The sequence below is a fragment of the Microbacterium sp. MYb66 genome (assembly GCF_002979435.1).
In the GTDB taxonomy this organism is placed as follows: Bacteria; Actinomycetota; Actinomycetes; order Actinomycetales; family Microbacteriaceae; genus Microbacterium.
Genome location: NZ_PCOV01000002.1, coordinates 206,952 through 221,115, shown reverse-complemented (window position 1 = coordinate 221,115; position 14,164 = coordinate 206,952). Strand labels below are relative to the sequence as shown.

At 66.9% G+C, this 14,164-nt stretch carries 8 protein-coding genes and 1 tRNA gene; 8 read left to right on the top strand and 1 reads right to left on the bottom strand.

Annotated elements, in window-relative coordinates:
* Positions 1-75 precede the first annotated feature (75 nt).
* The 6 genes from CQ045_RS04875 to rpoC all read left to right on the top strand — a co-directional run bounded on the left by CQ045_RS04875 (position 76) and on the right by rpoC (position 12,132).
* Positions 76-1,080, top strand: a complete 1,005-nt coding sequence (locus CQ045_RS04875) for an ABC transporter permease (RefSeq protein ID WP_105721562.1) — start codon at positions 76-78, stop codon at positions 1,078-1,080.
* Positions 1,081-1,114: 34 nt separating this feature from the next.
* A complete protein-coding gene (locus CQ045_RS04870) occupies positions 1,115-2,080 on the top strand; it encodes an ABC transporter permease (protein ID WP_105721561.1) in 966 nt (321 codons plus the stop codon).
* Positions 2,077-3,783, top strand: coding sequence for an ABC transporter ATP-binding protein (locus tag CQ045_RS04865; protein ID WP_105721560.1), 1,707 nt, complete (start codon positions 2,077-2,079; stop codon positions 3,781-3,783). The genes CQ045_RS04870 and CQ045_RS04865 overlap by 4 nt, the downstream gene beginning before the upstream one ends.
* A gap of 76 nt (positions 3,784-3,859) precedes the next feature.
* Positions 3,860-4,453: a hypothetical protein gene (locus CQ045_RS04860; protein ID WP_105721559.1), complete on the top strand. Its 594-nt coding sequence runs from the start codon at positions 3,860-3,862 to the stop codon at positions 4,451-4,453.
* A gap of 219 nt (positions 4,454-4,672) precedes the next feature.
* Positions 4,673-8,176 carry a DNA-directed RNA polymerase subunit beta gene (locus tag CQ045_RS04855; RefSeq protein WP_105721558.1) on the top strand — a complete coding sequence of 1,168 codons (3,504 nt, stop codon included), beginning with the start codon at positions 4,673-4,675 and terminating at the stop codon, positions 8,174-8,176.
* Positions 8,177-8,256: 80 nt separating this feature from the next.
* The gene (rpoC, locus tag CQ045_RS04850; protein WP_105721557.1) at positions 8,257-12,132 is read left to right on the top strand and encodes a DNA-directed RNA polymerase subunit beta'; all 3,876 of its coding nucleotides are present in this window, start codon (positions 8,257-8,259) and stop codon (positions 12,130-12,132) included.
* Positions 12,133-12,289: 157 nt separating this feature from the next.
* Here rpoC and CQ045_RS04845 read toward each other — a convergent pair whose 3' ends face one another.
* Complete coding sequence (locus tag CQ045_RS04845) at positions 12,290-12,880, bottom strand: hypothetical protein (protein WP_105721556.1); 591 nt, start codon at positions 12,878-12,880, stop codon at positions 12,290-12,292.
* Between the two features lie 75 nt (positions 12,881-12,955).
* Between CQ045_RS04845 and CQ045_RS04840 the strand changes: the two genes are divergently transcribed.
* Positions 12,956-13,885, top strand: coding sequence for a PfkB family carbohydrate kinase (locus CQ045_RS04840; protein WP_105721555.1), 930 nt, complete (start codon positions 12,956-12,958; stop codon positions 13,883-13,885).
* Between the two features lie 86 nt (positions 13,886-13,971).
* Positions 13,972-14,056, top strand: a tRNA-Tyr gene (locus tag CQ045_RS04835).
* Positions 14,057-14,164 lie beyond the last annotated feature (108 nt).

The following is a 14,164-nucleotide window of genomic DNA, read 5'->3' as shown; positions in this document are numbered from 1 at the left end:
CCTGATATGTCGAGTCCCGGTCCCGCCCTCGGCGGGACCGGGGCACGGCGTACCTTCTGATCGACGGAGATCTTCGTGCTGCGCACCATCGGCAGGCGACTGCTGTTCCTCATCCCCACCCTGTTCGGGCTCAGCATCCTGCTGTTCGCCTGGGTCAGGGCCCTTCCCGGCGGCCCCGCGGTCGCCCTCCTCGGTGAAAAGGCCACGCCGGAGGCCGTGGCCAGGGTCAACGAGCTCTACGGATTCAACAAGCCCCTCATCGAGCAGTACTTCATCTGGGTCGGCCGCCTCCTGCAGGGCGACTTCGGCACCTCGATCCAGACGAACCGACCGGTGACGGAGGAGTTCTTCCGGCGCTTCCCCGCGACGCTGGAGCTGAGCGTGATGGCGCTCATCTTCGCGGTCGGCATCGGCATCCCGCTCGGATACTGGGCCGCTCGTCGCCACGGCAAGTTCACCGACCACGCCTCGGTCGTGCTGAGCCTCGTCGGCATCACCATCCCGGTGTTCTTCCTCGCGTTCATCCTGAAGTACGTCTTCGCCGTGCAGCTGGGATGGCTGCCGTCGGACGGGCGCCAGAACCCTCGAATAGATGCGACCCATCCCACCGGGTTCTACGTGTGGGACGGCATCATCACCGGCGAGTTCGATGCCGCGTGGGATGCGATCCTGCACCTGATCCTGCCGGCGCTCGCCCTCGGCACCATCCCGCTCGCCATCATCGTCCGCATCACCAGGGCCAGCGTCCTGGAGGTGCAGAACGCGGACTACGTGCGCACCGGGCGTGCGAAGGGCGTCGGATCGTCGACGCTCCGCAGCCGCTTCATCCTGCGCAACGCGATGCTCCCGGTGATCACGACGATCGGTCTGCAGACCGGACTCCTGATCTCGGGCGCGGTGCTCACCGAGACGGTGTTCGCCTTCCCCGGCATCGGGTCGTTCCTCGCGAGGGCGATCTTCACCAGGGACTTCCCGGTGCTCCAGGGATTCATCATCTTCATCGCGATCGCGTACGCGCTGATCAACCTGGCGGTCGATGTCTCCTACAGCTTCATCGACCCGAGAGTGAGGGTGCAGTGATGTCCCTCCCCATCGTCCGAAAGGAGGCGGTCGCATGAGCATCGCACTCCCGCCCGCCCAGGGCCCCTCAGCGGAGAGCGGCGGCAGCATCGACACCGTCGCGATCGCTCAGGCCGACCTCAGGAACGGCTCCGGCGGATTCTGGCAGGACGTGTTCCGCCGCCTCCGCCGCAATCCGACGGCATGGATCGGCGCGGCCATCGTGCTGGCGTTCCTGCTCGTCGCCGCGCTCGCGCCTCTGCTCGCTCCGTACCCGGAGACGGCGCTGCCGGGGGCGAAGTACATCACGCCGACCTACATCCCGGGGCCGGGGGAGCTGCCGCAGTTCCCGCTGGGACTGGACCGCTTCGGCGGCGACGTGCTGTCCAAGCTCATCTGGGGCGCGCAGGCGTCGCTGATGATCGGCGTCATCTCCACCGCGATGGGTCTCGTCGGAGGAATGATCCTCGGGCTGCTCGCCGGCACGTTCGGCGGATGGGTCGACACCCTCATCATGCGCATCGTCGACATCATCCTCTCGGTGCCGAACCTGCTGCTGGCGGTGTCGATCGCCGCGATCCTCGGACAGACCCCGTTCGCGATCATGATCGCGATCGGGGCGTCGCAGGTGCCGATCTTCGCGCGGCTGCTTCGCGCGTCGATGCTGCAGCAGCGTTCGAGCGACTACGTGCTCTCGGCGCAGACCCTCGGTCTCGGACGCGGCCAGATCACGATGTCGCACGTGCTGCCCAACGCCATCGGTCCTGTGATCGTGCAGGGGACCCTGACGCTCGCGACCGCCGTGATCGATGCGGCGGCGCTGTCGTTCCTCGGTCTCGGCGGCGGCCGCCCCGAGACCGCCGAGTGGGGGCGCATGCTCACCTACGCACAGGCCGAGCTCGCGATCGCGCCCTGGCTCGCGTTCCTCCCCGGCATCTGCATCGCGGTCACCGCGCTCGGCTTCACCCTGCTGGGCGAGGCACTGCGCGAGGCCATGGATCCACGCACGAGGGCACGATGAACGCCCGCGACGAGGGCGCGATGCGCGCCGCGAAGGAGAATCAGATGTCCACCGAGCCGCTGCTGTCGGTCCAGGGGCTCGCCGTGGACTTCGCCACCATGGACGGCGTCGTGCACGCCGTCGAAGGCGTCGACCTCGAGATCCGTCCCGGGGAGACCGTCGCGATCGTGGGCGAGTCGGGATCGGGGAAGTCCACCACGGCGATGGCCATCATCGGGCTTCTCGCCGGGGGCGGGAAGATCGCCGCGGGCAGCATCCGGCTCGACGGGAAGGAGATCTCCCGTGCGGGGGAGCACGAGCTGCGGATGATCCGCGGTCGCGACATCGGCCTCGTTCCGCAGGACCCCATGTCGAACCTGAACCCGGTCGCGAAGATCGGCACCCAGGTGGCGGAGACGCTGCTCGCGCACGGCCTGGCCACGCGGCAGAACGTGCAGGCCAAGGTCGTCGAGGCTCTGACGGCCGCCGGGCTGCCCGATCCGGCCCGGCGTGCGAAGCAGTATCCGCACGAGTTCTCCGGAGGCATGCGGCAGCGCGCGCTGATCGCGATCGGTCTGGCGTGCAAGCCGAGGCTGCTGATCGCAGACGAGCCGACCAGCGCGCTCGACGTCACGGTGCAGCACACCATCCTCGATCAGATCGGAGCGATGACCCGCGAGCTGGGAACGGCCGTGCTGCTCATCACCCACGACCTCGGGCTCGCCGCGGAGCGTGCGGAGCGCGTGATCGTGATGCATCGCGGCAAGGTGGTCGAGCAGGGCGCCGCCCGGCAGATCCTCGAGGACCCGCAGCATCCGTACACGCAGTCGCTCGTGAAGGCCGCACCGTCGGTCGCCGCGGCCCGACTGCGGCCGGAGGCGTTCCAGGTGCAGGAGCGGGTCGCCGAGGCCGATCCCGCAGTCGCCGCCGCGCCCGCCGACAACATCGTCGAGATCGAGAACCTCACCAAGGTCTACCCGGTGCGGGGCCGAGGCGAGGACTTCGTCGCCGTCGACGACGTGTCGCTGGTGATCCCGCGCGGGGAGACGGTGGCGATCGTGGGGGAGTCCGGCTCCGGCAAGACCACGACCGCGCGGATGCTGCTGAAGGTGATCGAGCCCACCAGCGGACTGATCCGCTACGAGGGCAAGGACATCTCCTCCCTGAGCCGCGCGGAGACGCGGGAGTTCCGGCAGCAGGTGCAGCCGATCTTCCAGGATCCGTACTCGAGCCTGAACCCGATGTTCACGATCGAGCGCCTGATCGGCGAGCCGTTGGAGTTCTACAAGCGGGGGAGCGCCGCCGATCGCCGCAAGCGCGTGCGCCAGCTGCTCGACGACGTGGCGCTGCCGCAGTCGATGCTGCGCCGCTACCCGTCCGAGCTGTCGGGCGGACAGCGGCAGCGGATCGCGATCGCGCGGGCGCTCGCGCTGTCGCCGGACCTGATCGTGTGCGACGAGCCGGTCTCGGCGCTGGACGTGCTCGTGCAGGACCAGATCCTGAAGCTGCTCGGCGACCTGCAGCGCGAGTACGGGCTCAGCTACCTCTTCATCTCGCACGACCTCGCGGTGGTGCGGCTGATCAGCGACTACGTCTGCGTGATGAAGGACGGCAGGCTCGTGGAGGCGGCGACCTCCGAGGAGATCTTCACGAACCCGCGGGACCCCTATACGCGGCGCCTGCTGGCCTCGATCCCCGGCAACGAGCTCAACATCGCGTCCTGAGCCGCTCCCGCCTGCCCTCGGCTTTCCGCGGGCAGGCGGGAGCGGAGCGCACGAATGCTATGGATAGGCTGAGTGCATGCCCACCCCCCTCCGCACCTCCCTCCGCACCGCCGCCGTCCTCGTCGTCGCCGGTTCGCTCCTGACCGGATGCTCGTTGCTGCCGACGCCCACCCCGGGCTCGGACTCGCAGCCGTCGTCGCAGGCCCCCGCTCTCGACGCCGCACCCGCGACCGGTGAGACGATCTCGGGCGAGGCGTACACCTACGTCGTCCCCGAGGGCTGGGCCGTGCCCCCGCAGGACTTCCCCGGCTTCGACTCCCTCGCCGCGAACCTCCAGGACGCGGACGGCTTCGCCGACAACGTCAACGTGATCAAGTCCCCGGTCGGCCTCGTCACCAACGACCAGGTGGAATCCGAGGGCGTCACCGAGCTGGAGACGGCGGGCGCCACCGACATCGCGGTGAACGAGCGCGTGGTGGTCGCGGACTCCGAGTCCGCGCACCTCACCGCCACGATGAGCTCGGAGGGCGTCTCCTACGTGGCCGAGCAGTACTACGCCAGCACCGACGACCAGACCTACATCGTCACGTTCTCGTTCAGCGACACCGTCCCCGCGGCCGAGCGCCAGGAGATCGCGGAGTCGATTCTGGTGACCTGGACCTGGAGCTGATCGGCCGCGGCACGCCGAAAGACGCGCTCATACCGCAGCTTCCGAGATTGGTCAAGGACTGCGCTTGCCATGTCGCACAATCGTGCGTATAGTTGGTAGTTGCGCTCGCTTCTCCCTGCCCTCATATGGTGGTCGGCATTTCGTTGAGTTCTCGAGCGCACACTCCACCTGACGACAAAGGAATCGAGAAGCCCTGCGGGGCTCACGGAGGTTATTCCCTTGGCTGCTGCTCGCAACGCATCCACATCCACCACCACCAAGAACGGACGCGGAGCTTCCCGTCTTTCGTTCGCCAAGATCTCCGACACGCTGACGGTCCCTGACCTTCTCGCTCTGCAGACCGAATCCTTCGGTTGGCTCGTCGGCAACGACGCCTGGAAGGCGCGCGTGGCCGAGGCCAAGAAGGCCGGACGCACCGACGTCAACGAGAACAGCGGCCTCGGCGAGATCTTCGAGGAGATCTCTCCGATCGAGGACCTCGGCGAGACGATGCAGCTGTCGTTCACGAACCCGTACCTCGAGCCGGAGAAGTACTCGATCGAGGAGTGCAAGGAGCGTGGCAAGACCTACGCCGCTCCGCTGTACGTCGAGGCCGAGTTCATGAACCACCTCACGGGTGAGATCAAGACCCAGACGGTCTTCATGGGCGACTTCCCGCTGCAGACCGACAAGGGCACGTTCATCATCAACGGCTCCGAGCGCGTCGTCGTCTCGCAGCTCGTGCGCTCGCCGGGTGTCTACTTCGACAAGACCCCCGACAAGACGAGTGACAAGGACATCGTGTCGGCGCGCGTCATCCCGAGCCGTGGTGCCTGGCTCGAGTTCGAGATCGACAAGCGCGACCAGGTCGGCGTGCGCGTCGACCGCAAGCGCAAGCAGTCGGTCACGGTCTTCCTCAAGGCGCTGGGCATGACCAGCGAGGAGATCCTCGCCGAGTTCGCCGGCTACACCTCGATCGAGGAGACGCTCGCGAAGGACACGATCGTCACGAAGGAAGATGCGCTCCGCGACATCTACCGCAAGCTCCGTCCGGGCGAGCAGGTCGCCGCCGAGGCCGCCCGCGCGCTCCTGGACAACTTCTACTTCAACCCGAAGCGCTACGACCTTGCCAAGGTCGGTCGTTACAAGATCAACCACAAGCTGGGCCTGGACCAGCCGCTGAACTCGTCGGTGCTCACCGTCGAGGACATCGTGGCCACGATCAAGTACCTCGTGCGTCTGCACGCGGGCACCGAGGAGACCTTCACCGGCATCCGCTCGGGCAAGAAGGCCGAGATCCGTCTCGCGACCGACGACATCGACAACTTCGGCAACCGTCGCATCCGCGCGGTCGGCGAGCTGATCCAGAACCAGGTCCGCACCGGTCTGTCCCGCATGGAGCGCGTCGTCCGCGAGCGCATGACCACGCAGGACATCGAGGCCATCACGCCGCAGACCCTGATCAACGTGCGCCCCGTCGTCGCCGCGATCAAGGAGTTCTTCGGAACGTCGCAGCTGTCGCAGTTCATGGACCAGAACAACCCGCTCGCCGGTCTGACGAACAAGCGTCGTCTCTCCGCGCTCGGCCCCGGTGGTCTCTCTCGTGACCGCGCCGGCGTCGAGGTCCGTGACGTCCACCCGTCGCACTACGGCCGCATGTGCCCCATCGAGACGCCGGAAGGCCCGAACATCGGTCTGATCGGTGCTCTCGCGACCTTCGCGCGCATCAACTCGTTCGGTTTCATCGAGACCCCGTACCGCAAGGTCACCGGTGGCGTCGTCACCGATCAGATCGACTACCTCACGGCTTCCGAAGAGGTCGACTTCAACATCGCGCAGGCCAACGCCCCGCTCGATGCCAAGGGTCGCTTCCGCGAGAGCCACGTCCTGGCCCGCCCCAAGGGCGGTAGCGGCGAGGTCGACCTGTTCGTCCCCGAGGAGATCGGCTACATCGACGTCTCCCCGCGCCAGATGGTTTCGGTCGCGACCTCGCTCGTGCCCTTCCTCGAGCACGACGACGCACAGCGCGCCCTCATGGGTGCCAACATGCAGCGTCAGGCTGTGCCGCTGCTGCGCAGCGACTCGCCGCTCGTCGGAACCGGTATGGAGGGCTACACGGCTATCGACGCAGGTGACGTGCTCACCGCCGAGAAGGCCGGTGTCGTCTCCGAGGTCTCCGCGGACCGCGTCGTCGTCATGCTCGACGAGGGCGGAACGCAGGAGTACCACCTGCGCAAGTTCGACCGCTCCAACCAGGGCACGTCGTACAACCAGAAGGTCGTCGTCGACGCCGGTGAGCGCGTCGAGGTCGGAGAGGTCATCGCTGATGGCCCCGCCACCGAGAACGGCGAGCTGGCCCTCGGAAAGAACCTCCTCGTCGCGTTCATGACGTGGGAGGGCTACAACTTCGAGGACGCGATCATCCTGAGCCAGGACCTGGTCAAGGACGACACCCTCTCCTCGATCCACATCGAGGAGTACGAGGTCGACGCGCGCGACACCAAGCTCGGCAAGGAGGAGATCACCCGTGACCTCCCCAACGTCAGCCCGGAGCTGCTGAAGGACCTCGACGAGCGCGGCATCATCCGCATCGGCGCCGAGGTCCGCCCCGGCGACATCCTCGTCGGCAAGGTCACGCCGAAGGGTGAGACCGAGCTGTCGGCCGAGGAGCGTCTGCTCCGCGCGATCTTCAACGAGAAGAGCCGCGAAGTCCGTGACACCTCGCTGAAGGTGCCCCACGGTGAGCAGGGCACGATCATCGCCGTCAAGGAGTTCAACGCCGAGGACGGCGACGACGAGCTCGGCTCCGGCGTGAACCGCCGCGTCGTGGTCTACATCGCCCAGAAGCGCAAGATCACCGAGGGTGACAAGCTCGCCGGTCGTCACGGCAACAAGGGTGTCATCGCGAAGATCCTCCCGATCGAGGACATGCCGTTCATGGCAGACGGAACCCCGGTCGACATCGTGCTCAACCCGCTCGGCATCCCCGGTCGAATGAACTTCGGTCAGGTCCTGGAGACCCACCTCGGGTGGATCGCCAAGCAGGGCTGGAAGGTCGAGGGCACCCCGGAGTGGGCGACTCGTCTGCCGGAGCAGGCCTTCGAGGCGGCTCCCGGCACGAAGGTCGCCACCCCGGTGTTCGACGGTGCGAGCGAGGAGGAGATCGCAGGTCTCCTCGACGCGACCATCCCGACCCGCGACGGTGTCCGTCTGATCGACTCCACCGGAAAGGCCCAGATGTTCGACGGCCGCTCCGGTGAGCCGTTCCCGGCGCCGATCTCGGTCGGCTACATGTACATCCTGAAGCTGCACCACCTGGTCGACGACAAGATCCACGCACGTTCCACGGGTCCGTACTCGATGATCACCCAGCAGCCGCTCGGTGGTAAGGCGCAGTTCGGTGGACAGCGCTTCGGTGAGATGGAGGTGTGGGCCCTCGAGGCCTACGGCGCCGCGTACGCGCTCCAGGAGCTCCTCACGATCAAGTCCGACGACATCCTCGGCCGCGTCAAGGTGTACGAGGCGATCGTCAAGGGCGAGAACATCCAGGAGCCGGGCATCCCCGAGTCCTTCAAGGTGCTCATGAAGGAGATGCAGTCGCTCTGCCTGAACGTCGAGGTCCTCTCGGCCGACGGCACGCTGGTCAACCTCCGCGACACCGACGATGAGGCGTTCCGCGCCGCAGAAGAGCTCGGTATCAACATCTCCAGCCGCTTCGAGGCCGCCTCGATCGACGAGATCTAATCCGCTGGTGTGCTCGGGAGCCCCGCTCCCGAGCACACCCCAGCAGACTTCTCAAAAAGAATTCCGACACAGGAGAATCAGTGCTCGAGTCAAACACTTTCGATGAGCTTCGCATCGGCCTGGCCACCGCGGACCACATCCGCGCGTGGTCGTACGGTGAGGTCAAGAAGCCCGAAACCATCAACTACCGCACCCTCAAGCCGGAGAAGGACGGTCTCTTCGGAGAGCAGATCTTCGGCCCGTCCCGCGACTGGGAGTGCGCCTGCGGCAAGTACAAGCGTGTCCGCTTCAAGGGCATCGTCTGCGAGCGCTGCGGCGTGGAGGTCACCAAGAGCTCCGTCCGTCGTGAGCGCATGGGTCACATCGAGCTCGCCGCTCCCGTCACCCACATCTGGTACTTCAAGGGTGTGCCCTCGCGCCTCGGCTACCTGCTCGACATGGCGCCGAAGGACCTCGAGAAGGTCATCTACTTCGCCGCCTACATGGTCATCTCGGTCGATGAGGATGCTCGTCACCGCGACCTGGGCACGCAGGAGAACAACATCCGTCTCGAGCTGAAGACGCTCGGCGACCGTCGCGATTCCAAGATCGCGGAGCGCCTGGCGAAGCTGGAGGAGGAGCTCGCGGCTCTCGAGGCCGAGGGCGCCAAGGCCGACGCCAAGAAGAAGGTGAAGGACGCCGCCGAGAAGGAGATGTCCCTCATCCGCAAGGGTGCCGACGAGCAGATCGCCAAGCTCGAGCGCGTGTGGGAAGACTTCCGCACCCTCGAGGTCGGTGCACTGCGCCCGGAGGACGACGTCTTCCACGAGCTGCAGGACCGCTTCGGTCAGTACTTCGAGGCCTACATGGGCGCCGAGTCGATCCAGCGTCGCCTCGCGGCGTTCGACCTCGTCGCCGAGGCGGAGAACCTGCGTCTGCAGATCTCCGAGGGCAAGGGCCAGCGCAAGATCCGTGCGATCAAGCGCCTCAAGGTCGTCAGCTCGTTCCTCGAGACCGGCATGAGCCCGGCCGCGATGGTCCTCGACGTCGTCCCGGTGATCCCGCCGGAGCTGCGTCCGATGGTCCAGCTCGACGGTGGCCGTTTCGCCACCTCCGACCTGAACGACCTGTACCGCCGCGTGATCAACCGCAACAACCGTCTTCGTCGTCTGATCGACCTCGGTGCCCCCGAGATCATCGTCAACAACGAGAAGCGCATGCTGCAGGAGGCCGTCGACGCACTGTTCGACAACGGTCGCCGTGGTCGTCCCGTCACCGGTACCGGAAACCGTGCTCTGAAGTCCCTCAGCGACATGCTGAAGGGCAAGCAGGGCCGCTTCCGTCAGAACCTGCTCGGCAAGCGCGTCGACTACTCGGGTCGTTCGGTCATCATCGTCGGCCCGCAGCTGAAGCTGCACCAGTGCGGTCTGCCCAAGCAGATGGCTCTGGAGCTCTTCAAGCCGTTCGTCATCAAGCGTCTGATCGACCTCGGTCACTCGCAGAACATCAAGGCCGCCAAGCGCGCGGTCGAGCGCACCCGTCCCGAGGTCTGGGACGTGCTCGAGGAGATCATCCGTGAGCGTCCGGTTCTGCTGAACCGTGCACCCACGCTGCACCGCCTCGGCATCCAGGCGTTCGAGCCGCAGCTCGTCGAGGGCAAGGCCATCCAGCTGCACCCGCTCGTCTGCGCGGCGTTCAACGCCGACTTCGACGGTGACCAGATGGCCGTGCACCTGCCGCTGTCGGTCGAGGCTCAGGCCGAGGCCCGCGTGCTGATGCTCGCGTCGAACAACATCCTGAAGCCGTCGGACGGCCGTCCGGTCACCCTGCCTTCGCAGGACATGATCATCGGTCTGCACCACCTGACCACGGTCAAGGAGGGCGCAGCCGGTGAGGGCCGTGCATTCGGTTCGGTGGGCGAGGCGATCCTGGCCAAGGACGAGGGAACCCTCGACCTGCAGGCGAAGATCCGCATCCGCATCCCCGGTCTGACGTTCCTCGAGGGCGAAGCTCCCGAGGGCTACGAGCGCCACGGTCTCGTGGACGCCTCGCTGGGTCAGGCGATCTTCAACGACACGCTGCCGAAGGGCTACCCGTTCGTCCGCGAGCAGGCTGACAAGAACAAGCTGTCGCAGATCGTCAACAAGCTGGCCGAGGAGTACCCCAAGGTCGAGACCGCTGCGTCGCTGGACCGCATCAAGGACGCCGGCTTCTACTGGGCCACGCGCTCCGGTGTGACCGTCGCCCTGAGCGACATCCTCACCCCGCCGAACAAGGCGGAGATCGTCGCCGGCTACGAGAAGCAGGCCGCGAAGGTCCAGTCGCAGTACGAGAAGGGTCTGACGACCGACTCCGAGCGTCGCCAGGAGCTCATCAAGATCTGGACCGAGGCGACCGACGAGGTCCAGGCCGCCATGAAGGCGAACTTCCCGGAGGACAACACCATCAACCGCATGGTGTCCTCGGGCGCCCGTGGTAACTGGCTGCAGATCCGGAACATCGCCGGTATGCGTGGTCTGGTGAACAACCCCAAGGGTGAGATCATCCCGCGTCCGATCATCTCCTCGTACCGCGAGGGTCTGTCGGTCGCGGAGTACTTCATCGCGACGCACGGTACCCGTAAGGGTCTGGCCGACACCGCTCTGCGTACCGCCGACTCGGGTTACCTGACCCGTCGTCTGGTGGATGTCTCTCAGGACGTCATCATCCGCGAAGAGGACTGCGGCACGTCGAAGGGCCTCGAGCTCCCGATCGCCGCTCCGAACTCGCAGGGCGAGCTGGTGCGCGACGCGAACGTCGAGAACTCGGTGTTCGCTCGTACGCTGGCCTCCGACGTGGTCGACAGCAAGGGCGAGGTCCTCGCCGCTGCCGGTGACGACGTGGGCGACGTGCTGATCGACAAGCTCGTCGGTCTGGGTGTCGAGACCATCAAGGTCCGCTCGGTCCTGACCTGCGACTCCGCCGTCGGTGTCTGCGCGCAGTGCTACGGACGTTCGCTCGCGACGGGTAAGACCGTCGACATCGGCGAGGCCGTCGGCATCATCGCGGCCCAGTCGATCGGTGAGCCCGGTACCCAGCTGACGATGCGTACCTTCCACACGGGTGGTTCGGCATCGGCGGACGACATCACGCAGGGTCTTCCCCGTGTGCAGGAGCTCTTCGAGGCGCGTACCCCCAAGGGCGCGTCCCCGATCGCCGAGGCTGACGGCCGCATCGCGATCGACGAGACCGACAAGGGCAAGAAGGTCATCCTCACGCCCGACAGCGGTGAAGAGCCGGTCATCTACCCGGTGCTGAAGCGTGCGACGCTTCTCGTCGAGGACGGGCAGCACGTCACGGTCGGTCAGCCGATCCTGGTGGGCACGCTCGACCCCAAGGAGATCATGCGCGTCATGGGTGCCCGCGAGGTGCAGCGTTACCTCGTCGGCGGCGTCCAGGGCGTGTACCGCTCGCAGGGTGTGCCGATCCACGACAAGCACATCGAGGTCATCGTCCGTCAGATGCTCCGCAAGGTCACTGTCGTCGATCACGCCGACACGAACCTGCTCCCGGGTGAGATGGTCGACCTCAAGCGCTACCAGTCGATCAACCGCGAGACCGTGGCAGAGGGCAAGCGCCCCGCGTCCGGTCGTCCGGAGCTGATGGGTATCACGAAGGCGTCGCTCGCGACCGAATCGTGGCTGTCGGCCGCCTCCTTCCAGGAGACGACCCGCGTGCTCACCGAGGCTGCGATGCAGGGCAAGCGCGACCCGCTGGTCGGTCTCAAGGAGAACGTCATCATCGGTAAGCTCATCCCCGCCGGAACCGGTCTCTCGAAGTACCGCGACGTCACCGTCGAGGCCACCGAGGAAGCCAAGAGCGAGCGCTACCCGAACCGGATCTTCGCATCCGACGGTGCGTACGCCGACGGCGACTTCGGCTACGTCGACTTCGACGCGTTCTCGACGGACGACATCACCCCCGGTACTTACAACTGATTGAGGCGAGAGCCGGTGAGCTTGCTCGTCCGGCCGAGCCGATCGAAGTTGTTGAGCGACGAAGTCGCGACACAACTGAGGTGTGACGAAGTGAAGAAGGCCCCGGGGTTCGCCCCGGGGCCTTCTTCGTGCCCGCGGGATGCCCGCGATGCCGCGACTAGTCGTAGATATGCTCCACGATGCTCGAGGTGTAGCCGTCGGGGGCGAGGTTCGAGTAGCGCGTGTCGATCAGGATGTCGTCACGCCAGAACAGGGTGCGGCCGTCCGTCACGGGGTACTGCTCGTTCGCCCAGGTCTTCTCGCAGCGGGTTCCGCCGTCGGGGGTGAAGGACGCGAAGCCCTCCTCATCGGCGAGAGCATTCAGCATGTCGAGGGCCGGGCCGCGGTTCATGGTCGAGATGGTCGTGGTGAGCCTCGTGGTGTCGGCGCCCGGGTCGGCCCAGTTGCAGGTGAGGGTGCCGTCCTCGCCGACGCCCGAGGGCCCGAAGGCCGCGTCGTTGAGGGGCACGCCGTCCAGTTGAGCGAGCACGTCGTCCGAAAGGATGGCGCGGCAGTCGGTCGGCAGCGCGATCGCCGACGGCGTCGGGCTGGGAGAGCGGCCGTCGGTGACCTCGACCGACGCACTCGACTCCGGGGTGGGGGTGCCCTTCCCCGTCCCCGCATCCGTCTCCGGCGATGCCGCCCCGCAGGCGGTCAGGAGCGCGATGAGGCCGACGCTCGCAGCGCCGGTGAGGAGACGTGCCTTCATGGCCACAAGGTACCCCCTCCGCCGCGGGGTGCGTCACAGACGCGGGGGAGTCGGCCGGAACGATAGTGTCGGCGGGTGAGCATCGAGAGTTCCCCTGCAGGTTCCGCCGTCGTGATCGGTGACGCCCTGATCGACGAGATCCGTGACGAATCCGGCGTGCGCGAGCTCGTCGGAGGGGCCGCGCTGAACGTGGCCGTGGGCCTGCGCCGCCTCGGCATCGAGACCACTCTCATCGCGATGGTCGGTGCTGACGAGGCCGGCGATCACATCCGCGAGTATCTGGCGGATCACGGCGTCACCCTCATCGCGAGTGAGGCGCCGCGCGGCTCCTCGCGTGCTGTCGTGCAGCGCGCAGCGAACGGCGAGCCCGAGTACGTGTTCAACGAAGCAGCCCAGCGGCGCAGCATCCGGTACACCCCCGCGGCCCGCGCGGCCATCGAGTCCGCCGACCTCACGGTGGTCAGCTGCTTCCCCTTCGACGCGGCGGCCGAGGTCGGGGCTCTCGGCGACGTGCTGGCGGGTGCCCGCGTGGCGATCGACCCGAACCCGCGCACCGGGATGCTGGCCGATCGCGAGGAGTTCGTGCGCGGGTTCGAGCGCATCGCCCGCGGGGCGCAGATCGTGAAGGTCGGTGCCGATGACGCGGCGACCCTGTACGACGGCGACCTCGATGCGCTTCGTGCGCGGCTGCGCGGGCTCGGCGTGCAGGCGGTGCTGGCGACCGCAGGCTCCGACGGCGCGATCATCGAAACGGACGAGGGGACCTCGGTCGCTCCGATCTCCGAGCTGCCGGGACGGGTCATCGACACCGTGGGAGCGGGAGATGCGACCCTCGCCGCGGTCGCCGCAGGCCTCGTGTCAGGCGCGCCCTCGACGCAGGAAGCCTGGCGGTCGCTCCTGCAGCGTGCCATGGACATCGCAGCGGCGACGTGCCGCGCGGAGGGCGGATTGCTTCGCACACCCGAGTCGCTCTCCGACGCGGACCGGGGGATTCGCGGCAGCTGAGCCTTCGATTTCATCCGCTCGCGTCTGGCGGGTATGATGATTTCTCGTGCCCCCGGTTGGCTGTTCAAGTCGGACGGGTGCGCTCTGGCGAGTTACCCAAGCGGCCAAAGGGATCTGACTGTAAATCAGACTGCTCAGCATTCGGGGGTTCGAATCCCTCACTCGCCACCACCGCGAAGCACCGCGGAACCTGAAGGCCCACGCGATATCGCGGGGGCCTTCCTTCGTCTCCGGGTCGGCTCTGCGATCGCCTGCGATCGGTGAGTGTCGTCGGGCCGC